Below are 23,106 nucleotides of genomic sequence, written 5' to 3'. Positions count from 1 at the left end.
TTAATCCCCACCAACCGGCGGAGTAATTCTTTTAACATTTAACAATAACTCAAATATCTCTGCAATCAAAAAAGCCTACCCCATGGGAAGGTGTAGCGGCCGGCTTATTCTTTTTCAAATTCTTCCTGCAAGATCCTTCTCACCTCATGTACGGTTTCCTCTTCGAGGTCTGAACGGCGTACAAGTTCTTCCGGAGTCAGGTCAAGCACACTGCGGGCGGTATCGCAACCGATTCTTTTCAGTTCGTCTATCACCCAGGCTTCGATCTCGTCTGCAAATTCTTCCAGATCGATGTCGAATTCAGTTTGTTCCTGCTCTTCATCGCGGAATACATCAATTTCCATTCCGGTGAGTTCGCAGGCCAGTTTAATATTAACGCCCTTTTTACCGATGGCCAGTGATACCTGGTCAGGTTTCAGGTAAACGGAAGCGTATTTATTCTCAGTATCCACGTCCATCCGGCTGATCCTAGCGGGCGTGAGCGCGCGCTGGATGAGCAGCTGAATGTTGGCGGTATAGTTGATAATGTCGATGTTTTCGTTCCGGAGCTCACGAACGATGCCGTGGATACGGCTACCTTTCATACCCACGCAGGCGCCCACGGGGTCTATCCGGTCGTCATAGGATTCCACGGCTACTTTGGCTCTTTCGCCCGGCTCACGCACGATCTTTTTGATCACGATCAGCCCGTCGAAGATCTCCGGCACCTCTATTTCAAGGAGTTTGGCCAGGAAGGAGGGATGCGTTCTGGAAAGGATGATCAGCGGGGAGTTGTTCTTCAGCTCCACTTTCTTTACCACGGCCCGTACGTTTTCACCCTTTTTGAAGTAATCTGTCGGTATTTGTTCTGATTTAGGCAATATTAACTCATTCCCTTCATCATCCAATAATAAAACTTCCTTTTTCCACACCTGGTATACTTCCCCGGTTACGATCTCGCCTACACGGTCCGCATACTTTTTCACCAGGATGTTCTTCTTGAGGTCCCCGATACGCGCGGTCAGCGTCTGTTTGGCTGCGAGGATGGCGCGGCGGCCGAAGTCCATGATCTCCACTTCTTCGTAGAGGTCTTCACCCACCTGGTAATCGGGCTCCACCAATATAGCTTCAGAATAGGCGATCTGGGCGTTATCGTCTTCCACGGTGCCGTCTTCCACGATGGTGCGGCGGCGGAGGATCTCCAGGTCACCTTTTTCGGTATTTACAATCACGTCAAAGTTCTCATCTGAGCCATATTTCTTACGCAGCAGGGTCTTGAACACATCTTCCAACACCTTCATCAGCGTGGGGCGGTCGATATTTTCCGCCTCCTTAAATTCGGTGAATGACTCAATCAGGTTAATACTAGCCATGTTCTGTTATAGTTTTTAAAACACGATACACACCTTTGTGTGCTTTATTTCGGATAAATTGATGTTTGTTACGATGATCTCTTTTTTCTTGCCAATGGTTTCTTCCAGCGTCAGTTCCGTATCGGAGGCGCCAAGAAGCTTTCCTTCTTTTACAGTCCCGTCCAGCAGGGTCACTTCTACCTTGCGGCCGGTGTTTTTCACGAATTGCCGTGGAGTTTTCAGCGGTTCATCCAGCCCGGGGGAGGATACTTCCAGGGAAAAGTCATTGTCCGGAAATAACCCCGAGGCTTCCAGCTGAGGGTATAGTTGGCGGTTCAGGGACACGAGTTTGTCTATCGAGGCACCGTTGTCAGCATCCACAAAAACTTTCACATTATTGGTGGGCTTAATCCTGATCTCTACTATAAAATACTCTGGTTTGTCCGCCAGCAGCGCTTCCAGCATTTCCCTTATGCGCGCTATCACTTGTTCGTTTGCCATATGAAATAGAAGAAGGGGACTCTTCGCGTCCCCTTCATTTGAATCATTTTACCGTTACAAAATTAGCATTTATTTTCATTCCAAGAACAATTTCTTCTAAATATAACGCCCACGGAACCCTTATCTACACACATTATCATTTATTGTAATTGGATAGCCGGTCAGATTAGCTTAAATTGAGATGGAAATGATTTCCCGCATCAATATCGAACTGGCAGCCTGGACGCTGGGACTCATCCTCCTGGCATTCCTTGATCCGCATGCAGGCCTCCCCAGCTTCTGTATCTTTAAAGCCGCCGGCCTGGAAGGCTGCCCGGGATGCGGGCTGGGCCGCGCCGTTTCGCATCTTTTGCACGGGGAATGGCAGGAAAGCTGGGAAAGCCACCGGCTGGCTGCGCCCGCACTGCTGATGCTGCTGTTGCGCATCGGCAAGCTCGGCAGGGACCAATATTTAACACTCAGATATGAATGACTTTTATTTCGCCATGTTGCCCGGCATCGACCATGAGGAGATGATCTGGCTGGAAGAGCTTACCAAAAAGTTCGACCCTGAGGCCCGCAAAAAATTCCTCTATCTCTACCAGTCCCGCAGGAAAGACCCGCAGACCATCCTGCTCACCTGCCTGCTGGGATTTGTGGGCGTAAACGGCGTCCACCGCTTTCTGCTGGACCAGGTGCTGTGGGGATTGCTGTTCCTTTTCACCGGCGGTTTCTGCCTCATCGGCACTATCATCGATGCGGTAAATTACAGGAAGCTTACCTGGGAATACAACAAGCAGGTGTCTATGGAAATAGCATCCATGACAGGCAGGGTGTAAAGGCATTTCGTTAAAGAAACCTTAAAATGGATAGTAAAAATGGAGATACCGCTATCTTTGTAGCATTATGTTAAAGCTATTATTCTACATCTTTTTAGGATGGCTCTTATATAAACTGGTATTCGACTTCTTCATTCCCGTTTACAGGGGCACCAAACAAGTTCGCCGCCAGGTGCGCGACATGCAGGACGCGATGCGCCAGCAGCATGAACAGCAACAACAGCAGCAGCGCCAGCAGCAGGCTCCTCCCCGCCCCGCAGAACCTATCAAGCGGGACAAAGGCGATTACATCGACTTTGAAGAGATCAAGAATTAATTTTTCCGGAAAATGTCCAGGATGGTTTTGGGCGCCTGCAGGTGGATCGTCTGTATGCCCAATGCGTTTGCCCCGTCGATATTCGGCAGGGTATCGTCTATAAACAGGGTATGTTCGGGTTTCAGGCCGTTTTCGTCCAGTATCACCAGGTAGGATTCTTTCTCGGGCTTGCGGTAGCCGATGAGGTGGGAATAATAACTCCTGTCGAAGAACGCCGCCAGCGAAGGGATGCCTCTTTCCTTTTCGAGCTGTTTGTTCAGCGCTTCCAGGTGAATGGCGTTGGTATTGCTCAGCAGGAAAAGGTCGTAGTGATTCCTGAGCTGCTGGAGCAGTTGCAGCCTTGCCACGGGAAAGTCCAGCAGCATGGCGTTCCAGGCCTGGATGATCTGTTCTTCCGTAGTGCCTTCGGGCAGGTGCTCCTTGATACGCGCCAGGAATTCCTCCGGGGTCGCGCGGCCGGTTTCGAGGTCCTCGAAAAGGGCGTTGGCGTGGAACTGGTTGTACAGTTCGTCGAAGTTCCGGGCGCCGAGGGCTTTAAAAGCCTGGCTGGTGAGCTGGTAGTTGATGTTGAGGATGACGCCCCCGAGGTCGAAGATGATGTGTTTGATTCCTTGCATGGCAGGGCAAAGTTAGGGCACGGCCGGAAAAATTTGCAAAAGATTCAGCAAATATTTACTTTTGCCCTCCCCCGCGAGAAGGGGCCCAATAAAAGTTCTATATATTTTTGCCTGAAAGGGCACCGGTCCTATAGCTCAGTTGGTTAGAGCATCTGACTCATAATCAGAGGGTCCCTGGTTCAAGCCCAGGTGGGACCACCGGAATTTCAAAAAAGCGCCGCTATAATCGGCGCTTTTTTGTTTCCTGCCGGTTTGGTTGTTCGCATAGTGGTCCATGCCAATAGCACTTAAAAAAGTACTCTTTTCATTTCCATCCTTAATATGATCATTTCTTTTTGCTGAACGCGATTTCCCGTACATGCTGCAACAATTCTGTATGCGCAGTGTTGTATGGAAAATTATCGACCAATTCTAACAAATATGCCTCACTTTTTGCCAGTTCTCCAAAGTCGTAGAAAAGAATTCTCGCCAGCTCGAACGTGGCGGCCACATATAAGTCCGCGACCTTCGTGTTCCTGACATATTTGAGGTGATCTATCACTTCCTTTTTTCGTTCGGTATCCTGGCTGAAGTACAAAATCCTGGCAATCTCGAACCTTGCTTCATAACAATCCGGGTCTATTGAAATCGCTTTATCGAACTGACCGGAAGCTTCAACGGTCCTGTTATTGGCCAGATAGACCATCCCCACAGCGTGGTGTACCATCGCTGGGTTCGTGAGTTGTGTAAACTGGGACATGCTAGTCTGCGACACAAGGTTTAGCGCGGCCTTATGCTCCCCGAAATAATGCAGCAACTGAAGATATTTGACAAACAGCTCACTGTTGTCCGACGCAGTCTTAAACCCCTCCTTTACAATCAGCAATGCATTGGAAGAATCATCTTTGGCCCGATAAATATCATACAACGTAAGATGAAAAGCCGCCACCTGGGGGAAGTTTTTCTTTCCTTGCAGGGCAAAGGTTTTTGCTTTATTAAAATCCTCTTCGCTTTTCGACAGCCTGTATTTCGACATATACGCCATGGCGGCATTATGTAAAATGGAATGATCGATGTATGCTCTTTCCTGTGCCTTTTCTCCGATCCTGATATATTCGTCCGCAACACGCGGGTCTTTCAACGAAGCAAAATGGGCATAATAATCCGAAAGCAGGCGTAACGCTTCAGACGGATGATCATACTGCTCATTAATGAACCCGATCAGTTCCATCGCTTTTTCTTTCGCACCATAATGTATGGCCGAATACGTGTAGGCACATATATGCGAAAGGGTCACCTTGCACAACACCTCTGCTTTTTTGAAACTTTCATAGGCCTTCTGCAGTTCATCCCGATCGTAGTAAATCAGTCCCCGAAGCATGCTGGCATGAACTATAAGATTTTCGCTCCCACAACCCTCCAGTTGAAGCAAAGCCGCATCATACTCATCTTTCAGATAATGCTCTCCTGCTTTGAAAAAAAGCAGCATGTCGCTTCTGCCGAGCGCTTTAAAATTGACCTTTATAAAAGTTCCTATCCCCTCTGCATCTCCCGAGTTCAGCAAATGCAAACCCTGTATCCACAAATCGTTCAGGTTGACAGACTCCGTTCCTTTTATAAGTATTTCTTTCGAAATTCGCTGGTATAAATTGTCGTTATTTTCTTTAGTGCGCAGGGATATAGCATCCGTTTGCCTTGCGTGGGAACGCTCGCTGTGCTCGTCCATGAACGATTTAAGCTCCGCATTTTTTTGCTGGATGCTCTCCTTCAGGTTTTTTATTTCCTGCTGCGCATCCTTCAGCTGTTCCTCTGTTTTAAAACTGGCTTTTTTGCCGGCGTTATTGCCGACTATATAAAAAATTATGCTCAAAACGAGCGCAAGGATCGGGTTGCCGAGAAAAGCCAGTAAACCGGAAAGGATATCTTCCATATTCGAATAGGGATATTAATGTGAAAACAGGCAACATGCCATACCAATCAGGGATACATTACTGTCAAATTAATTTAGGACTAAATTTTTATCCCTCAAAACCGTTAACAAAACTTCATGAATATTTGATGCCCATCACTTTAGCATTTGTTTTAGCACCCCGCCCCCTATAAAATCCCAAAAACATCCCCTAACTTCATCCATATCCTAAAACCTCTACATGACAACAGTAATTCCACGTACCGCCGTTAAAGATTACGGCTATGCCATCCGCGTATCGCTCATTGCGGCGATGGGTGGTTTCTTATTCGGTATGGAAGTGGCCGTTATCTCCGGCGCTGAAAAAACCATCCAGCAATTATGGTCGTTGAGTTCCTTCTGGCAAGGCTTCACCGTGGCATCCAGCCTGATCGGCACAGTGTTCGGGTCGCTGCTGGCGGGCGGGCCGGCGCAACGGTACGGGCGCAAGAAAGTACTGGTCGTTATTGCCCTGATGTACCTGTTATCCGCAGTGGGCTGCGCCCTAAGTTCAGCATGGCTGCTGTTTGTGCTGTTCCGGTTCATCGGCGGGCTGGCGGTGGGAGCTTCTTCCGTAGTGGGACCAATGTATATTTCGGAAATATCGCCGGCGAAGATACGCGGCGCGCTCGCAGGGTCTTTCCAGGTGAATATCGTGGCGGGCATATTGGTGGCTTACCTGGCGAACTTCCTGCTGGCGGATATTGGCAGCGATGCCTGGCGGTACATGCTGGGTGTAATGGCCATCCCGGCGGTGATATTTGCATTGCTGGTAAGAACCATCCCCGAAAGCCCGCGCTGGCTGGTGCTTAACGGGCAGGACGAAGCCGCGGGGCGCATCTTTGCGCGTACAGGCGAAACGGATATCGCGGGGCTCATCAGGGAAGAGCATGCATTGGCCAAACAAGGCATCAAAGAGCGGCTTTTTTCGGGGAAATATAACAAACCTATATTCTACGCTATGCTGCTGGCCATGTTCAACCAGCTGTCCGGCATTAATGCGATCATTTATTATGCGCCGAGGATCTTCGAAATGGCGGGCTTCAACCAGGCCAGCGCATTCCAGCAATCGGTATACATCGGCGCGGCGAACTTCCTTTTCACATTGCTGGCCATGAGCGTGATAGACCGCTTCGGCAGGAAAAAATTACTGCTCACCGGCGCGGCGGGCATGTTCATATTCCTGGCGTTAACCGCCGTGGCGTTCAATAGTCCTGGCGGAGGCGGCAGCAGCGTGATCATTTACCTGATCGGGTTCATTGCCTGCTTTGCTTTTTCGCAGGGAGCGGTGATCTGGGTGTTCATTTCAGAGATATTCCCCAACGCGGTACGCTCACAAGGCGGCTCGCTGGGCAGCTTCACACATTGGATCATGGCTGCCATCATCTCATGGACCTTCCCCATCATCGTGGAAGGCAGCCCCAATGGCGGTTTTTACTCCTTCATTTTTTACAGCGTGATGATGCTGATCTCTTTTGTTTTTATCTGGCGCGTAATGCCGGAAACAAAAGGGCGGTCGCTGGAACAGATACAGCAGGACCTGGGAATAAAATGACTTCCAGGTATAACAAAGGCTGATCCCGGTTTTCCCAGGATCAGCCTTATATTTTTACTGCACGGCTTTTACGCTTCTTCTATCATCGCATCCGCCGCATTTTCTTTCACAGAGTCCTTGCCTTTCTCCCGGCCGCTGTTGCCTTCATACATCTGGCTGGTGCCAATCACTTCCTGGTTGCCGCCTTTAAGCACAAAATACAGCCGTCCGTCTTTCGCGGTCAGGTCTGTATACTGACGGTCTATCGCCGCATTTCGTTTTACAGAAGCAATGCCTTCCAGGCATTTATCTCTCGTCGTATAATGTTCACTGGTGAGGATGGTTTCGCCATTGCCGGCTTTCAGGTTGAAATAGAAAACGCCGGAAGGGCCTCGGGTGATAACAAATTTTCCCATAAGATGATTTTTTAAGGGTCCCGCAAAAAAGGGGCCATCTGAATATACAACAATTCGCTTTGCCCTGCACAGGGCGGATCGGGGCTTAATACTATCTTAACACCTGTCTCCGCCGGTCCATAAACCGTGGCAAATCCTGCACAGGAAAGATGATTATTACAGACGGGATTATTTTAATAAATTAGGCGTCCTATGATAGTCCTGATCCAATCAATAGACCGGGTTGGCCTGGTGGCCGGTATATCAGCCATTATGGCCAAAGAGCGGCTGAACATTGTTTCGCTGAGGGAATTTGTGGATAAGACAGACAACCGTTTTTACATCCGCATCGAAGCCGAGCACGACACAGATCCCGTAGCGCTGGAAAGCGCTATCCGGAAAGTACTGCCGCCCGACGCGTTTGTAAGCATCAACCCAAGGCCGGAGAAAAAGATCGCGGTGATGGTGACCAAAGAATACCATTGCCTGGCGGACATTCTCGTGCGCAACCAGTTCAACACGCTGGGCGCTACCGTTCAATGCGTGATCGGCAACCACCAGGTGCTGGAAAATATCTGCCAGCGCTTCGCCATCCCTTTCCACTATATTTCACATGAGCAGGAAAGCAAAGCGGCCTTCGAAGAAAAAATAGAGCACGTTATTGCCGGGTACAACCCGGATTACATCGTGCTGGCCAAGTTCATGCGGGTGCTCAGCCCAGATTTTGTAGCGAAATACCCGGAACGGATCATCAACATCCACCATTCCTTCCTCCCCGCATTTGCCGGCAGCCAACCTTACCGGCAGGCTTTCGAAAGAGGGGTGAAACTGATCGGGGCCACCTCCCACTTCGTGACCAACGAGCTGGACGAAGGGCCGATCATCGCGCAGCAGGTGATACCCGTGAACCACTCGTTTACCACAACGGACATGATACGGGCGGGCAAGGAGATCGAAGTATCCGTACTGGCCAAGGCGCTCCGCCTGGTTTTCAGCGACAGGGTGTTCGTGTACCGGAACAAGACGGTGGTGTTTGAATAATGGAAACCCGTCATTGCGGGGAGCAGCAGAGCCAAAGCGGGTGGGGCGATGAAACAATCTCCTGCATTGGATTGACATACCCCGTATTCGGAGATTGCTTCGCCGCGCTCCGCACAAATCCCGCCCTGCTCCTCGCAATGACGGGCTTTGCTGCCAACATAAAAAGAAAGCGCACATGGTGCGCTTTCTCTATTCACGGGTGGGATTAATTTCATTGGGCGGCGGAGGCGGGCGCCGTCATTCTTTGTTCCCGGGGAATGAACCCGGTGGCTTAATGTCTTTACCTGGGGTTGTCCTTTTGTTTGGCCGGCTCGTCTTTTTTGATCACGGGCGGCGTAAACTTCACTTCTTCCTTCGCTTTTGCAGGAGCAACCTGCTTCACTGCCGGTTGCGCGAACTTTACTTCTTTTGTTTTTACTGGCGGGTCTTTCCTGATCACGGGCGGCGTAAACCTGGCCTGCGGCTTTGCGTCCTTTTTGATCACCGGCGGCGTGAACTTCACTTCTTTGCCGTTAACGTCTTTTTTTATTGCAGGCGGTAGCGGCGGAGGGGGCGGCATTTTTTTGAGCATCTTCGGCGTTACCTCGGGAACATGTTTCGGAGGCGCCGGTGGCGGAGGGGGCGGTACTTTTTTGTCCTGGTAAATAACTTCTTTGACGGGCGTGGTCTTTTTTTCCTGGGCGGAGAGCGTAGTGCACGCCAGCAGCAGTACGGCAGCCAGGGAGGATAGCTTGAGCATAACATGGGTATTTTATACCTAGATGCCAACCTCTTCCTTTTCCACAAAAAAAAATAAAATTACCGGGGTTCAGCCCATATGCGCCACACCGGCGCCGGGCGCGATCTCGAAGGCGATGTCCACTTTCGTGCCCTGGGCCGCCCCGTCTTCGCTGTAAAGATCTATCACCCTGATGTGGAATGTTGAATTGAACAGCGCCTTGTAAAGTTCCACCCGCTCCATGCACAGGCTCATGCCTTTGGAAGCATGGCCGGAGGGCCGGCGCCGGGTGGACTGCGCACGGCCAATGCCGTTGTCTGTGATCTCGCACAGCAGTTCTTTTTCTTTCGGCCTGCGCCAGTGAATGTTCAGGCTGCGGTCGCCCTCCTTGTTCATCAGCCCGTGCCAGATGGCGTTTTCCAGGAAAGGCTGGATGAGCATGCCCGGCACGAAATATTCATCCTGGTTAATGCCTTCGTCGATAAAAATATTGTATTCGAATGACTTGTCGGTGCGCAGCGCTTCTATTTTAAGATAATGCCCCAGCAGCTCTATTTCCTCGCGGAGCGAAATGAAGTTCTTTTCCGCGTGCATCAGCACCATGCGCAGCAGCCGCGCGAAGTTGGACACGTAATCGCTCGCCTTGTCTATATCCGATGCCAGGATGCAATGGTAGATGCCGTTCAGGCAGTTGAACAGGAAGTGCGGGTTCATCTGGCTCTTAAGCGTTACCAGCCTGAATTCCGCCAGCTGTTTGTGCAGCAGCTGCACTTCCATGGCCTGCCGCCGGGCTTTTTCCTCTATTACCGTGCGCGCTATTTTGGAGGCGCAGATAGCGGCGATCCTTTCCAGCAGCACCAGGTGCTCTCTGGTATAAAAATCACGGCCTGAATGTTCCGAATCAATGACGCCTATTACCTTCCCGCGGTCCATGATGGGTACGGTGATCTCTGACTGTCGGCGTTCATCGTCCACAATATACCGCGGGTCTTTGGAGGTATCCGGGATGATCTCCGGCCTCCCCGTGAGCGCCACGTTGCCCACGATGCCGCGGCCCAGCCTGATCTCTATCGGGTCGCGGATCTCGAAGCGCACCGGGTTCTTGGGGCCGTAGGCGGCTTTTTGCACCAGCAGGCCCTGTTCCTCGTCCAGGAGGTAGATCACGCAGTCTTCCAGGTGAAGGCGCGAAATGCAGTTCTTGGCCACATCCCAGAGGATATCGTCTACCGTGTTTTTGCCGAATAATGAAGTGGTGAAGTAGTTGATCGTGGCTTCTGTTCTGTATTGCCGCCTGTACCGGGCCATCCGGCGGTATAATATGGCCACCAGCAGTACAAGCGCAGCGATTATAGCGATATAAACGGTTATAGGCATTGGATTCCCCAAATTCCCCTCCAATTTACTCTTTTTTCTCCGCAGCACGTTATATTTGCACCCTATGGAGCAGATAGTGCAGCAAATAGAAGCATATAAGCAGGAAATTGCCGCCTTCCAGCCGAAAACGGCGGAAGAACTGGAACAATACCGCATCAGGTTCCTCGGAACCAAGGGATTGGTAAAAGCCCTGTTCGGGGAAATGAAATCCGTGCCCAACGAGCAAAAGAAAGAGTTCGGACAGGTATTGAACAGTTTCAAGCTGCTCGCCGAAGGCAAATATGAAGAGTTCCAGCACCTGAAAGACGGCACTGCGGATGCTTCCGGCCAGCTGGACCTTACCCTTCCCGGCGAACCGCACCGCCTGGGCACCCGCCACCCTATCAGCATCGTGCGCAACAAAGCGATCCGCATCTTCGAACGCCTTGGCTTTACCATCGCGGAAGGCCCGGAGATCGAGAACGACTGGCATAATTTTACAGCACTCAACCTGGACGAGAACCACCCCGCCCGGGATATGCAGGATACCTTTTACGTGCACAACAACCCTGACTGGCTGCTGCGTACGCATACCTCCTCCGTGCAGGTGCGCGTGATGGAAGAAGGCAACCTGCCCATCCGCATCATCTGCCCCGGCCGCGTGTACCGCAACGAAACCATCAGCGCCCGCGCGCACTGCTTCTTTCACCAGATAGAAGGGCTGTACATCGCGGAGAATGTTTCCTTCGCAGACCTCAAACAAACGCTGTATTATTTCGTGCAGGAGTTCTTCGGCGAAAACTTCAAGGTGCGCTTCCGCCCTTCCTTCTTCCCGTTCACCGAGCCCAGCGCTGAAATGGATATTTCCTGTCTCATCTGCGGCGGCGAAGGCTGCAACGTGTGCAAACATACCGGCTGGGTGGAAATACTCGGCTGCGGCATGGTACACCCGCAGGTGCTGGAAAATTGCGGCATCGATTCAACAAAATATACCGGCTTCGCATTCGGTATGGGCATCGAAAGGCTCACCATGCTCAAATACCAGATCAAAGACCTCCGGCTGTTCTCGGAAAACGACCTCCGTTTCCTGAAGCAGTTCCAGGGCGCCATATAATTTTCTCCCGCAAGGCCGGAACCATTCAGTTCCGGCCTTGTTATTTCCACGTGTTCCCCTTAATTCATCGCATATGCAGTCTATCCAGAACATCCAGACCATTGCCGTTTGCGGCGCCGGGACCATGGGCGCAGGCATCGCGCAGGTATGCGCTGCCGCCGGCTTCCATACCCGCCTCTTCGACCTGAATGAAAAAGCCCTGCAGCAGGGGCATGCACAGATCAGCGGCAACCTGCAAAAAGCGGTGGACAAAGGGAAGATGCCGCAGCAGCAGATGACGGACATCCTTGGCCGCATCAAACTCTGCCATGAGCTGCAGGAATGCAAAGCGCAGCTCGTGATAGAAGCCATCGTGGAGAAAGTGGAAGCCAAGGCAGCGCTCTTTAACGACCTGGCCGCCATCAATCATGAAGACACCATCTTTGCTACCAATACCTCTTCCCTTTCCGTGACCGAAATTGCCCGGCAGGTAACGAACCCGCAGCGGGTGGGCGGCCTGCACTTCTTTAACCCCGCCCACCTGATGCAGCTGGTGGAAGTGGTGAAGGGCGAACAAACATCCACCCATACCGCCCACCTCCTGTATGCCCTTGTGCTGGAGATGGGAAAAACGCCCGTTCGTGTAAAAGATGCTCCGGGGTTTATCGTGAACCGGGTTGCGCGGCATTATTATCTTGAAGCGATGGAAGCGGTGCAATCCGGCATTGCGGACATTGCAGCCACAGACCGGCTGCTGGAAGCCGCGGGGTTCAGGATGGGGCCTTTTGCTTTGATGGACCTGATCGGCAATGATGTGAACTATGCAGTGACCGTTTCGTTGTACGAAGCATTCCAACAGGCGCCGCGGTTCAGGCCCGGGGCTATGCAGGCCGCGCTTGTGGCGAAAGGCGAGCTGGGCCGTAAAACCGGGAAAGGTTTTTACAAGTATTGATTTACATTTGTGCCGCAATAATAATCATCCGTCATGATCCTTGTAACCGGGGGAACAGGTTTTTTAGGCAGCTATCTTCTGCGTGCACTTGTGCAGGCCGGCAAACCAGTGCGCGCCTTATACCGCAGCCGCATCCCGGAACAGGTGAACGATATCAAAGACAAAGTGGAATGGTTCCAGGCGGATGTGCTGGATACCGGTGCGCTGGAAGACGCCATGCAGGGCATCACGGAGATCTATCATTGCGCCGCCATGGTTTCCTTCCAGCCTGACCAGCGCGATGAAATGCTGAAAGCCAACATCGAAGGAACGGCCAACGTGGTGAACCTTGCCATTGATGGAGGCATCCGCAAGATCGTGCACGTCAGCTCAGTGGCCGCGCTCGGCAGGGCACGGCAGCAAACGGCCATTACCGAAGACGCCGAGTGGGAAGAAAGCGGCAACAACTCCAACTATGCTATCAGCAAGCACCTCAGCGAAATGGAAATATGGCGCGGCATCGCCGAAGGGCTGGACGCCGTGATCGTGAACCCTTCCATCATCCTCGGCAGCGGCTTCTGGCACGATGGTACCGGGCTGATGCTGAAGAATGCCTGGAAAGAATTTCCTTACTATACCGAAGGCGTGAACGGCTTCGTGGACGTGCGCGATGTGGTGACGGCCATGATCCGTTTGATGGACAGTCCCGTTACCGGCGAAAGGTTCATCCTCAACGGCGGCAACTGGGCATACCGCCAGCTCTTCACCCGCATGGCCGAAGCGATGGGTAAAAAACCGCCTCACATTTCTGCAAAACCATGGATGGCTGCGCTTGTATGGAGAATGGAAAAGCTCCGCAGCCTTTTCACCGGCAAACGCCCCCTCATCACCCGCGAAACTGCCCGCACGGCCCAGCTGAAAGTGTATTACAGCAGCGAAAAGATCGTGCAGTCGCTGCCGGGGTTTAAGTTCCGGCCGCTGGACGAAACAGTGGCGGATGTGAGCAGGGATTACCTGGCCGCGCAGCCCGGCAATTGACCCGTTATTCCCCTTCTCTCTCAGTCACACCTGGTATTAACCTTCATCATGCATCCATACCGGCAAACAGGCAATCTTTCTTTGTTCTTCCCATGAAAAAAGGGCGCCTTGCGGGACGCCCTTGGGAATATTATCTCTCCCCGGTGCAAACAGCTTTGCTGCCGGTTCTTCGTTGCTTCATATAGTTTATGATCTGAACAACAGCCCCAGCATCACCGCGGCAAGCGCTCTCTGCAGGCTGGCGTCCGCTTTTGCATGCAGCCATACCTTCGGCATGTCGCCGGTGAGCACAGCGGCAACCGGCACCCCTTTCAGCTGGAACTCGTAACAGATCTTTTCGGTGCTGTTACGGATGCCGAAGCGGTTGTGCGCGGTGATCCTGATCTCGTCTGTTGAAGAGCGGAGGATGCCCACCGGCTTGTTCTCGTTCAGCTCAAGGAAAACAATGTTCTTTTTCAGCAGCAGTTCCCAGCTTTTCAGCGGATCCTGGGCGGTGCCGCCCACGAACATGTACCAAAGCGGCGCGTCTGCCGGCAATGTGCTGAGGTATGCGGGAAGCGGGCGGCTGGAGAAGGTGATCTTCCCGGTGCTCAGTACCTGCACTGGCAATTCCGCATCCTGGCCTTTAACGGTGAAATGAAAAGCGTCTGAAGTGCTTTTGAATTGTTTGGCCGGCGTATTGGCGGCCACGCCGTTGGTACGGGAAGTGGTGGCATAAGCGCCCAGCGTGATCGTTTTAGCCGTCAGCCAGCCGTCTTTGATCTTAACAGGCTGCTCGTTGGCGGTAATATAAAGGCCGGGATCGGCCGCCGTTTTTTTGACGGTGGCACAGGCTGTAAAAAGCAGGCAAAGGGCAATGGCGGGACCGTAAATCGTTTTTATCATACGTTTTTGTACTAGCTGTTGAGCTTTGACCAGATCTCCGGGATACGTTTGATCCAGGCTAATTCTTTTTTCTTCTCGCGGGCGTCTTCCACGGGTGAGCCGAAGTAGGTTTTACCGCCTGCTATGGAGCTGCTGATGCCGCTCTGCCCGAGCACAACGGCGCCTTTGCCGATGGTCAGGTCTTTATTCACGCCTACCTGCCCCCAGAGTATCACATTGTCTTCGATAATAGCCTTGCCGCCTACGCCAACCTGGGCAGCAAAGAGGCAGTTCCTGCCGATCACCGCGCCGTGACCGATGTGCACCATGTTGTCGAACTTGGTGCCTGCGCCGATGATGGTATCGCCGCTCACGCCTTTATCGATGGTGCAGCCGGCGCCTATCTCCACGTCGTGCCCGATGATCACCCGGCCGCAGCTAAGCAGCTTGTCGTACATCACCTCCCGCTCTGCCCGCTTTTTGAAATAAAAGGCGTCTGCCCCGATAACGGTGCCGGCATGGATGATAACGTTGTCGCCGATAATGGTATGGTCGTAGATGGTAACATTGGGGTGGATGATGCAGTTCTTGCCGATGGTTACATGGTGACCGATAACAACCCCGGGCGATACGACGGTGCCTTCACCTACCACGGCAGTATCGCTGAGGGGAGAAGTGAGGGGCACGAAGGGGCGGTATTTCCTGACGAGGCTCACGTAAGCGCTGAAAGGGTCCGCGGTTACCAGCAACGCTTTGCCCGCGGGCGCTTCCACCTTCTTGTTGATGATGATGATGGTAGCGGCGGATGTAAGGCAGGCGTTGTAGTACTTCTCGAAATCCACGAAGGAGATGTCTCCCTTTTCCACTTTGTGAATCTCGTTGATGCCGGTTGCCATTAGCGAATCATCGCCTGTAAGTTCTGCGCCAATGAGCGCTGCTATTTCTTTTACCGAAATCGGTTTATCAAACTTCATAGTTCATCTTTAAATCAGACAGCAAAGTTAGGGGGCGTTATCCACACTTTTTTTTTGCTTGTGAATAAAATTTCTTGTAAAATTTTTCTTTTGTGATGAAATTCTTTTTAATATTGTGTAGGGAATTTTGTTTCCCTGTACTTACTAACCCATTCACATAACAAGAAAGTCTGATTGTTCTCACGGTCAGACTTTTTTTATTGCCCTTGTAACCCGCGGCAGCAAAGCGTTTCAAAGCATCGCATTTTTTCACGCACATCACCGGCACGAAATAAAACGTCGTCTTCCGATGTTCCGACAAGCCCGGGCACCCAGGTACCCATTTCCCGTTTTTTGATCCGGTTGACCCTTTTAGGCGCTTTTGAAGGCAATTTTTTTTGAAGGAAACGAACTTGCCGGGTTAATCCTGGAGGTTTGCCATCTTAATGAGTTGCTGAAGGCGGAGTATCCTGATCTTTTTACCCGTCAGATCTATCACCTTCTCCTTTTTGAACTCCGACAGCAGGCGTATCGCAGATTCGGTAGCGGTGCCTACAAGATTGGCGATCTCTTCCCTGGAAAGGGTTACGTTGATGGTTTGTTCATCTTCTTCCAGGCCGTAGGTTTCTTTCAGCGTAAGCAGGGTTTCGGCCAGCCGTTCCCTTACCGGCTTCTGCGCAAGATGGGTGATCTTCAGCTCAGCCCTCCTCAGTTCGCTGGTAATGATCTGCATCATCTTCAGGGAAAGCGCGGTATCTGTCTGCAATATCTGGAGGAATATATCGCGGGGGATGAAACACACCGCACTGTCTTCCAGCACGGTAGCCGTTGCGGTATATGGTTCGTTGTCTATGAGCGCTTTATACCCGATGAGGTCTCCGGGTTTCACGAGACGTATGATCTGCTCCCTCCCTTCGTCGCCGCTGTGCGAAAGTTTCACCTTCCCTGTATTGATACAGTAGATGCCATAGGGATGCGCGCCTTCCTGGAAAATCACCTGGCCTTTCTTGTACACTTTGCACTCTTTTGCGTTGGCTATCTCCGCCACGTGTTCAGGCGTGGCTGCGGAAAATATCTCGCCCAGGTATTTGTTGCAGAACCGGCATTCTGTTTGACTGCTTAACATATCATATGCCATAAAACCTCTAAGGATGCGGCAAAATTACTAATTTACAGGCCCTTAACCAAAGTAAGCATTTTGAGCCTGCACTATTTTGCCGTGTACAAGCCGTACGAAGTGTTGACGCGCTTCGGGAAAGAGGGAGACAAAGCCGTCCTGTCCGACTACTTCAACGTACCGCGCGATGTTTACCCTGTCGGCCGGCTGGACTACGACAGCGAAGGGCTGCTGATACTTACCAACGACAAATCGCTCAACCACCGCCTGCTGGATCCCAAACATGGCCATGAAAGGGAATACTGGGTGCAGGTAGACGGCGCGGTGACCAACCAGGCCATCCGGCAATTGCAGGAAGGAGTGACCATCACGGTAGACGGCAAGCCGTTCCGTACCCGGGGCGCCGATGCCGGGATATTCGAGACCGGGCCGGCCGTGCCCGAACGCAACCCGCCCATCCGTTTCCGCAAGCATATACCCGCTCCCTGGATACGGCTCATACTCCGCGAAGGGAAAAACAGGCAGGTTCGCAAGATGACGGCCGCTGTGGGCTTCCCAACGTTGAGGCTCATCCGTTACCGGATCGAAAAGCTCAGCCTCGGCGATATGCAGCCGGGAGATATGAAGGAGCTTTCACAGCAGGAAATGTATAAAGCCCTTTTCCGCTAGCGGGCATCCTGCTCAAAATGAGCGGGTTCCCGAGAAATATGGCTTCATTTGACTAGATTTGTCACATAAACAGATAATATGCTCAAATCCATGACCGGCTTCGGCCGTGCGGAGGTAACCCGGGGAGAAACAACCGTTGTGGCGGAAATAAAGTCGCTGAACGGCAAACAGTTTGAAGTGAACCTGAAGATGTCCCCTCTGTTAAAGCCCTACGAATTCGACATCCGCAACATCCTGCAGCAGGAACTGCAACGCGGTACGCTGGACGCCACCATCAACATCAAACAGAACGGCGCAACCCGCCCCGTTGTGATCAACACCGAGCTGGCCCGTTATTATCATTCCGCGATCTCATCCATGGCCACCGAGCTTTCCCTTCCGCAGGAAGACATGCTCAACGTACTGATGAAACTCCCCGAAGTGGTAACCCCCGCTTCCGAACAAATGGAAGAATCGGAATGGATGGAAGTGGAAAAAGTGATCCGCACCGCCGTGAGCGATATGGACGCCCACCGCATAGACGAAGGCGCCATGCTGGAAAAAGACCTGCTGCTCAGGATAGACAACATCCTGCTGTACACCGAAAAGGTGAAGGAGCTGGACCCTTTGCGCAAGGACAAAGCACGCACGCGCCTGGAAGGGTTGCTGGCGGAATACGTGGGCAAAGAAAATGTAGACGCCAACCGCATGGAGCAGGAACTGATCTTTTACCTGGAAAAGCTGGACATCTCCGAAGAACTGATCCGCCTGCAGAACCATTGCCGGTACTTTAAAGATATACTCGCCGAAGCCGAGCCCGCCAAAGGCAAAAAGCTGGGATTCGTGCTCCAGGAAATAGGCCGCGAGATCAATACGACCGGCTCCAAGGCAAACGACGCCGGCATCCAGCAATGGGTGGTAATGATGAAAGATGAACTGGAAAAAGCCAAAGAGCAGGTACTGAATGTACTATAAGCTGAATAAACTATGACGGTAAAGACGAACCAGGGACTGGCCGCCCTGCTGATCTGCCTGCTGGCCTTCGCCTGCAAGCCTCCAAAGCTGGATACTTTTGAAAAGAACCGGGACATTCCCAATTCCGAATGGGCGGCTGCAAACAGGCCGGTATTCGAACTGGAGCTAAGCCCGGAAGATACCGCCTGGAATTATAACATTTACGTGAACGTGCGGCATACCGATGCATACCCTTACAACAACCTCTGGTTGCTCATAGGCACGCAGCTGCCGGGAGACAGTACGGCGGTTACCCGCCGCGTGGAGCTGCCCCTGGCCGATACTTACGGCAAATGGCTGGGAAGCGGCATGGACGATATCTATGAGCACCGCATCCTCATCCAGCAGAACGCCATCCTGCCGAAGCCGGGCATGTACCGTTTTACATTCGAGCAGAACATGCGCCAAAACCCGCTTCCCGATATGCTGAGCGTGGGGCTGAGAATAGAGAAAGCCGGTTTGCGGAAGTAATAAGTTTTTGAGATGAAAGCGAGCATAATAGAGCTTAACAAACAGGACAAAATGCAAAGTTCCATCCGGCCTTTAAAAAACATTATGAACGGATGAAACAATCCGGCCTGGAAAACAAGAAGCTGATCACCGGCATCTACGTTTTTGTGCTGGTATACACCGTGGTGCAATTACTGTGGTGGGGCGTGCTGCTGCACCAGCAAAGCAAGCAGATAGCGAAGTACGAACAGCTGGAGCTTACCCATAAGGTGCATGAGCTGAACCACCCGGCGGAATTCATGCAGCAAATGCAGCGCCTCCACAAGGAACAGCAGATGCGCACCTTCAAATACATCGGCGAAGGCGTGATATTCCTGGTATTGATACTCGCCGGCGCGGCCATCGTATACCGCGCCGTATGGAAACAGATGAAGCTCAGCCAGCAACAGCAGAACTTTATGATGGCGGTGACCCATGAGCTGAAAAGCCCCATCGCCGTAGCGAAGCTGAACCTGGAAACGCTCCGCCGCCACAGGCTGGATGAAGAAAAACAACGCAAGCTGCTGGATGCCACCATCCGCGAAACCAACCGGCTGGACCAGCTCTGCAACAACATCCTGCTGGCCTCGCAGTTCGAGCACCGCAAGTACCAGCCCTTCCTGGAACACCTGGATTTCTCCAGGCTGCTCAGAGACGCGGTGGAAGAGCTGCAATGCCGCACCGTAAGCCATCATATCGAGGCAGACATCATGCCGGGGGTGGAAATACAGGGAGACAGGTTCATGATCACCCTCATGCTGAACAATCTCGTGGAGAATGCCATCAAATACGCCCCGAAAGGCACCGGCATACAGGTGAGGCTCTTTCAGTCCGGCGATATGCTGAAGCTGGTGGTGAACGACGAAGGGGAAGGCATCCCGCAGGAAGAGCGGAACAAGATCTTCCTGAAGTTCTACCGCATAGGCAACGAAAATACGCGTAAAAGCAAAGGTTCCGGGCTGGGGCTGTACCTCACCCGCAAGATAGTGGAACAGCACGGCGGTAGTATAGCCGTGAAGGATAATACCCCCAAAGGCACGAGCTTTGAGATCACCTGGAACGATTATTCCGTGCAATCTGTATAAAATTAACCGGTTGTACGTAATTTTATAGGCAACCACAATGCATCAAAATGAAGGAAGCGACGAAAGCATCTATCTTGCTGGTAGAAGATGAAGAAAACCTCCAGGAGGCCCTCAAGCTGAACCTGGAGCTGGAAGGTTATGAGGTAACGGCCGTTGACAATGGAACGAGCGCCCTGAAAGCCGTTAAGAACGAGTACTTCGACCTGATCATCCTCGATATCATGCTGCCTGAAATGGACGGCCTGGCCGTATGCGAGAACATCCGCATACAGAACAACGAAGTGCCCATCCTTTTCCTGAGCGCGAAGAACAGCAGCGCAGACCGCGTGCTGGGCCTGAAAAAAGGCGGGGACGACTATATGACCAAGCCCTTCAACCTGGAAGAACTGCTCCTCCGCGTTGAAAAGCTCATCGTCAAAAATAAAAAGATACAGGATAAGGACTCCGTCCCTAACGTATACCGCTTCGGCAACAATATGATAGACTTCGCGGCGCAGGAATGCGTCGGGAAAGACGGCAAACACCACGAGCTTAGCAAAAAGGAAACGATGCTGCTCAAGCTCCTGATCGAAAACAAAGGCGAGGTGGTAACCCGTGAAAAGATACTCCAGGTGGTTTGGGGTTACAATGTTTATCCCACTACCCGCACTATCGACAACTTCATCCTCAATTTCCGCAAGTATTTTGAACAGGACAGTCGCAATTCCCAGTATTTCCACTCCGTTCGCGGCGTAGGTTACAAGTTCACCGACGGCTGACAGCACCCCTTCACCAACTATCCGTGTTCCGCTGCCATTTGTAAGCCTGCCTCCGCCAGCTATTCAATCCCCCTTTTCCGGGCATTGAATGCAGCCTATATTTGAGCGGCACAGGAATCTGATATGTACAGCCCCACAAGTGGATCACAGGAATTATCGCATGCTCTTACGGCGCCGCCGGCATTGAAACTACTGCCTTTACCCGGCGTCTTGATCCTGTTGGCCATGTTCTTTATTGTCGCCGCCGCTACCGGCCTTTTTTTCTGGTGGAGGGAGCGCAGGCTCAGGCGGAATATACAGGAAAAGATAGCTCTCCAGGACAGCCGCGCTTCGCTGGAGCTGCACACCATCCAGAGCCAGATGGACCCTCACTTTATTTTCAACAGCCTCAACGCCATCCATAGTTTTATACTTTCGTCCAGCACGGAGCTGGCGTCTGCCTACCTCACGCGCTTCAGTAAGCTGATGCGCCTCACGCTGGAGAACAGCAGCAAGGAATGGATATCGCTGGAAGAAGAACTGGAATCGCTGGAGCTCTACCTCCAGCTGGAACAGCTGCGCTTCGACGGCCAGTTCGAATACGTGATACACCGCCTGCCCGGCTGCCCCCAGCTTTCCGTGCTGATGCCGCCCTTCGTGGTGCAGCCTCATGTGCAGAACGCCATCTGGCACCGGTTGCTGCACCGCAACCCGGAACAGAAAGGGCTCATCAGCATCGAGATCGGGCGTAAGGACGGGGAGTTTTACATCCGGCTGGAAGACAATGGCGTGGCCCGCCAGAGCGCCTTCCACGGCTACCAGCAGCGTACCCAGGGCACCCGCGTGGCGGCGGAACGGCTGCAGTGGCTGAATATGCGGTATCATACGCATGCCGCCATCACCACCGGCCACCTCTACGATCAGCATCACCAGAAAACAGGCAGCTTCACCGTCATCCGCCTGCCGGACGTAACTGCCGCCTCTCTCCCGGAAGAAGAGCAGATTTTTAAGTAAATTAGCATTGCTGAGGTATATTCCTGTTTATCACCCTAATACAGGGCTTTCATGACTACCATCATTATAGACGATGAGGAACATTGCCGCGATGTACTGCACCTGCTGCTGAGCCGCTATTGCCCGGAACTGCAGGTGGTAGCCGTATGCGCCGGCCCCGAAGAAGGGCTGAAGGCCATCACGAAATTTCAGCCGCAACTGGTTTTCCTGGACGTGGAAATGCCCCGCATGAACGGGTTTGAACTGCTGGAAGAGCTGGGCCGGCCCAACTTCTCCGTGATCTTCACCACAGCTTACGACCAGTACGCCATTAAAGCTATCCGCCACAGCGCGCTGGATTTTCTCCTGAAACCTGTCGATAAAGAAGAGCTGATGGCCAGCGTGAAAAAAGCCGTCAGCCAGCATCATACTTCCGGCCCAAAAACGGAAGCCCTGCTCCAGTTCCTCCACCAGCACATGCAGCCCAACGAAAGGCTTGCCCTGCCTACGGTAGACGGGTTGCGCATGATGCCCGTGCGTGAGATCACCTATTGCGAATCGGAAGGAAGCTATACCCGCGTTTTCATGCAGCAGCACGCCGTTCCCCTGCTCATTTGCCGCTCGCTCAAGGAAGTGGAGGATGTGCTGAAGGACAAAGGTTTTTTCAGGGTGCACAACAGCTACCTGATCAACCTTTCTTACATGTACAAATACATCAAGGGCGATGGCGGCGAGATCATCATGACCGACGGGCGGAGCGTGCCCGTGAGCCGCCACAGGAAACAGGAATTCCTGACGAGGATCGAAAAACTATAACGCTCAGAGTCTTTTCAGTTCATTTACCGCTACCCACCCGCTTTTGCCATCCGCCAGCTGCACTTTGCTGAACTGGCTGGTGCCGTCCAGCACTTTCACCTTTACGCCTTCTTTCAGCTCAAAAAGATCCTTGCTGCCGTCGTCCGGCGCGGATTTGACTTTTACGGCGTTGTGCATCACGATCGCTTCACCGCTGTTGTAAGCTTTGTTGTGCGTCCAGATGGCCATGGAAAAGTAGCCGGTGAACAGCACGGCGGTAACGGTCATGGCCCAGCGGAACAACTGCCGGCGCGGCACGGGAATGAAAAAATATACCGCGGCAAAGGCCAACAGCAGCCAGAACCAAACGATGCTCCACACGGCCCAGCCCGCGTGGGAATGCAGGTGCTGCCATTGCATCCACCACCGTTCGAAGAAAAGCAAAGGAAGCGTTTCGATATTGCTGCCCACGCGCTGGTTGGCCAGCGCCAGGTTCTGCTCGATGTCCTCATCTCCCGGCTTAAGGTGCAGGGCCTTTTCGAAGCTGTACACAGCCATGGCGGTCTGGTTGCTTTTGTAATAAGCATTCCCCGCGTTGAAGTAGAGGTCTGCCACCTGGTAACCGGAATCGATCAGCTGCTGGTATTTCGCGGCGGCCTCTTCATATTTTTTCTGCTGGTAAAGCGCATTGCCTTCGGTGAACAGCGCCGGCGCCTTTTGCCCCTGCGCTGAAACAGCAGCGGCGGTAAGGCAGCAGCACAACAGGATGTGAATGGATTGCTTGAATGAACGCGTCAT

General features: G+C 52.4%; 26 protein-coding genes and 1 tRNA gene. 16 read left to right on the top strand and 11 right to left on the bottom strand.

Annotated elements, in window-relative coordinates; translation table 11 throughout:
- Window positions 1-104: 104 nt before the first annotated feature.
- Together nusA and rimP are read right to left on the bottom strand one after the other, a co-directional pair.
- On the bottom strand, window positions 105-1,352 hold the full coding sequence (gene nusA, locus ACTJIK_RS03115) for a transcription termination factor NusA (protein ID WP_440644832.1): 1,248 nt from the start codon (window positions 1,350-1,352) through the stop codon (window positions 105-107).
- A gap of 15 nt (window positions 1,353-1,367) precedes the next feature.
- Window positions 1,368-1,832, bottom strand: coding sequence for a ribosome maturation factor RimP (rimP, locus tag ACTJIK_RS03110; RefSeq protein WP_440644831.1), 465 nt, complete (start codon window positions 1,830-1,832; stop codon window positions 1,368-1,370).
- 181 nt (window positions 1,833-2,013) lie between these two features.
- Between rimP and ACTJIK_RS03105 the strand changes: the two genes are divergently transcribed.
- The 3 genes from ACTJIK_RS03105 to ACTJIK_RS03095 all read left to right on the top strand — a co-directional run bounded on the left by ACTJIK_RS03105 (window position 2,014) and on the right by ACTJIK_RS03095 (window position 2,966).
- Window positions 2,014-2,304 carry a DUF2752 domain-containing protein gene (locus tag ACTJIK_RS03105; protein ID WP_440644830.1) on the top strand — a complete coding sequence of 97 codons (291 nt, stop codon included), beginning with the start codon at window positions 2,014-2,016 and terminating at the stop codon, window positions 2,302-2,304.
- Entirely contained in the window at window positions 2,297-2,650 is a 354-nt protein-coding gene (locus ACTJIK_RS03100) for a TM2 domain-containing protein (RefSeq protein WP_440644829.1), read from the top strand. Before ACTJIK_RS03105 ends, ACTJIK_RS03100 begins: the two co-directional genes overlap by 8 nt.
- 67 nt (window positions 2,651-2,717) lie before the next feature.
- Window positions 2,718-2,966, top strand: a complete 249-nt coding sequence (locus tag ACTJIK_RS03095) for a hypothetical protein (protein WP_440644828.1) — start codon at window positions 2,718-2,720, stop codon at window positions 2,964-2,966.
- Here ACTJIK_RS03095 and ACTJIK_RS03090 read toward each other — a convergent pair.
- Window positions 2,963-3,583 (bottom strand): HAD family hydrolase, encoded by a 621-nt coding sequence (locus tag ACTJIK_RS03090; RefSeq protein ID WP_440644827.1) that lies wholly within the window; start codon window positions 3,581-3,583, stop codon window positions 2,963-2,965. The two genes, ACTJIK_RS03095 and ACTJIK_RS03090, sit on opposite strands and share 4 nt — an antisense overlap.
- 124 nt (window positions 3,584-3,707) lie before the next feature.
- On the opposite strand from ACTJIK_RS03090, the gene ACTJIK_RS03085 reads away from it, so the two are divergent.
- Window positions 3,708-3,781 (top strand) — tRNA-Ile (locus ACTJIK_RS03085).
- Window positions 3,782-3,908: 127 nt separating this feature from the next.
- On the opposite strand, the gene ACTJIK_RS03080 is transcribed toward ACTJIK_RS03085, so the two are convergent.
- Complete coding sequence (locus tag ACTJIK_RS03080) at window positions 3,909-5,492, bottom strand: tetratricopeptide repeat protein (RefSeq protein ID WP_440644826.1); 1,584 nt, start codon at window positions 5,490-5,492, stop codon at window positions 3,909-3,911.
- Window positions 5,493-5,712: 220 nt separating this feature from the next.
- Here ACTJIK_RS03080 and ACTJIK_RS03075 point away from each other — a divergent pair, with 220 nt between their 5' ends.
- Window positions 5,713-7,065: a sugar porter family MFS transporter gene (locus ACTJIK_RS03075; protein ID WP_440644825.1), complete on the top strand. Its 1,353-nt coding sequence runs from the start codon at window positions 5,713-5,715 to the stop codon at window positions 7,063-7,065.
- Window positions 7,066-7,133: 68 nt separating this feature from the next.
- Here ACTJIK_RS03075 and ACTJIK_RS03070 read toward each other — a convergent pair whose 3' ends face one another.
- Entirely contained in the window at window positions 7,134-7,460 is a 327-nt protein-coding gene (locus ACTJIK_RS03070; RefSeq protein WP_440644824.1) for a YegP family protein, read from the bottom strand.
- Window positions 7,461-7,652: 192 nt separating this feature from the next.
- Between ACTJIK_RS03070 and purU the strand changes: the two genes are divergently transcribed.
- On the top strand, window positions 7,653-8,480 hold the full coding sequence (gene purU / locus ACTJIK_RS03065; protein ID WP_440644823.1) for a formyltetrahydrofolate deformylase: 828 nt from the start codon (window positions 7,653-7,655) through the stop codon (window positions 8,478-8,480).
- Window positions 8,481-8,760: 280 nt separating this feature from the next.
- On the opposite strand, the gene ACTJIK_RS03060 is transcribed toward purU, so the two are convergent.
- Both ACTJIK_RS03060 and ACTJIK_RS03055 read right to left on the bottom strand, forming a co-directional pair.
- On the bottom strand, window positions 8,761-9,219 hold the full coding sequence (locus ACTJIK_RS03060) for a hypothetical protein (RefSeq protein WP_440644822.1): 459 nt from the start codon (window positions 9,217-9,219) through the stop codon (window positions 8,761-8,763).
- 69 nt (window positions 9,220-9,288) lie between these two features.
- Window positions 9,289-10,572 (bottom strand): histidine kinase, encoded by a 1,284-nt coding sequence (locus ACTJIK_RS03055; RefSeq protein WP_440644821.1) that lies wholly within the window; start codon window positions 10,570-10,572, stop codon window positions 9,289-9,291.
- 64 nt (window positions 10,573-10,636) lie between these two features.
- On the opposite strand from ACTJIK_RS03055, the gene pheS reads away from it, so the two are divergent.
- From pheS to ACTJIK_RS03040, 3 genes are all read left to right on the top strand, one after another.
- The gene (pheS, locus tag ACTJIK_RS03050) at window positions 10,637-11,665 is read left to right on the top strand and encodes a phenylalanine--tRNA ligase subunit alpha (RefSeq protein ID WP_440644820.1); all 1,029 of its coding nucleotides are present in this window, start codon (window positions 10,637-10,639) and stop codon (window positions 11,663-11,665) included.
- A 73-nt stretch (window positions 11,666-11,738) separates the two neighbouring features.
- A complete protein-coding gene (locus ACTJIK_RS03045) occupies window positions 11,739-12,596 on the top strand; it encodes a 3-hydroxyacyl-CoA dehydrogenase NAD-binding domain-containing protein (protein WP_440644819.1) in 858 nt (285 codons plus the stop codon).
- A gap of 33 nt (window positions 12,597-12,629) precedes the next feature.
- Entirely contained in the window at window positions 12,630-13,613 is a 984-nt protein-coding gene (locus ACTJIK_RS03040; RefSeq protein ID WP_440644818.1) for an NAD-dependent epimerase/dehydratase family protein, read from the top strand.
- Window positions 13,614-13,799: 186 nt separating this feature from the next.
- Here the strand turns inward: ACTJIK_RS03040 and ACTJIK_RS03035 are convergent, their stop codons facing one another.
- The 3 genes from ACTJIK_RS03035 to ACTJIK_RS03025 form a co-directional block, all read right to left on the bottom strand.
- Window positions 13,800-14,498, bottom strand: a complete 699-nt coding sequence (locus tag ACTJIK_RS03035; RefSeq protein ID WP_440644817.1) for a hypothetical protein — start codon at window positions 14,496-14,498, stop codon at window positions 13,800-13,802.
- Window positions 14,499-14,509: 11 nt separating this feature from the next.
- Window positions 14,510-15,451 (bottom strand): UDP-3-O-(3-hydroxymyristoyl)glucosamine N-acyltransferase, encoded by a 942-nt coding sequence (locus tag ACTJIK_RS03030; RefSeq protein WP_440644816.1) that lies wholly within the window; start codon window positions 15,449-15,451, stop codon window positions 14,510-14,512.
- 400 nt (window positions 15,452-15,851) lie between these two features.
- Window positions 15,852-16,556, bottom strand: a complete 705-nt coding sequence (locus ACTJIK_RS03025; protein ID WP_440644815.1) for a Crp/Fnr family transcriptional regulator — start codon at window positions 16,554-16,556, stop codon at window positions 15,852-15,854.
- Between the two features lie 72 nt (window positions 16,557-16,628).
- Here ACTJIK_RS03025 and ACTJIK_RS03020 point away from each other — a divergent pair, with 72 nt between their 5' ends.
- From ACTJIK_RS03020 to ACTJIK_RS02990, 7 genes are all read left to right on the top strand, one after another.
- Window positions 16,629-17,216 (top strand): pseudouridine synthase, encoded by a 588-nt coding sequence (locus tag ACTJIK_RS03020; protein ID WP_440644814.1) that lies wholly within the window; start codon window positions 16,629-16,631, stop codon window positions 17,214-17,216.
- 78 nt (window positions 17,217-17,294) lie between these two features.
- Window positions 17,295-18,170, top strand: a complete 876-nt coding sequence (locus tag ACTJIK_RS03015) for a YicC/YloC family endoribonuclease (RefSeq protein WP_440644812.1) — start codon at window positions 17,295-17,297, stop codon at window positions 18,168-18,170.
- 12 nt (window positions 18,171-18,182) lie between these two features.
- Window positions 18,183-18,680 carry a gliding motility lipoprotein GldH gene (locus ACTJIK_RS03010; RefSeq protein WP_440644811.1) on the top strand — a complete coding sequence of 166 codons (498 nt, stop codon included), beginning with the start codon at window positions 18,183-18,185 and terminating at the stop codon, window positions 18,678-18,680.
- A 92-nt stretch (window positions 18,681-18,772) separates the two neighbouring features.
- Window positions 18,773-19,783 (top strand): sensor histidine kinase, encoded by a 1,011-nt coding sequence (locus ACTJIK_RS03005; RefSeq protein WP_440644810.1) that lies wholly within the window; start codon window positions 18,773-18,775, stop codon window positions 19,781-19,783.
- Between the two features lie 47 nt (window positions 19,784-19,830).
- Entirely contained in the window at window positions 19,831-20,541 is a 711-nt protein-coding gene (locus ACTJIK_RS03000; RefSeq protein WP_120518973.1) for a response regulator transcription factor, read from the top strand.
- 225 nt (window positions 20,542-20,766) lie between these two features.
- On the top strand, window positions 20,767-21,534 hold the full coding sequence (locus ACTJIK_RS02995; RefSeq protein ID WP_440644809.1) for a histidine kinase: 768 nt from the start codon (window positions 20,767-20,769) through the stop codon (window positions 21,532-21,534).
- Window positions 21,535-21,585: 51 nt separating this feature from the next.
- Entirely contained in the window at window positions 21,586-22,329 is a 744-nt protein-coding gene (locus ACTJIK_RS02990) for a LytR/AlgR family response regulator transcription factor (RefSeq protein ID WP_440644807.1), read from the top strand.
- A gap of 3 nt (window positions 22,330-22,332) precedes the next feature.
- On the opposite strand, the gene ACTJIK_RS02985 is transcribed toward ACTJIK_RS02990, so the two are convergent.
- Entirely contained in the window at window positions 22,333-23,106 is a 774-nt protein-coding gene (locus ACTJIK_RS02985; protein WP_440644806.1) for a tetratricopeptide repeat protein, read from the bottom strand.

Source organism: Chitinophaga sp. 22620 (assembly GCF_052044405.1).
In the GTDB taxonomy this organism is placed as follows: Bacteria; Bacteroidota; Bacteroidia; order Chitinophagales; family Chitinophagaceae; genus Chitinophaga.
The sequence above is the reverse complement of the archived record's forward strand: the minus strand, read 5'-3'. Positions and strand labels throughout refer to the sequence as shown.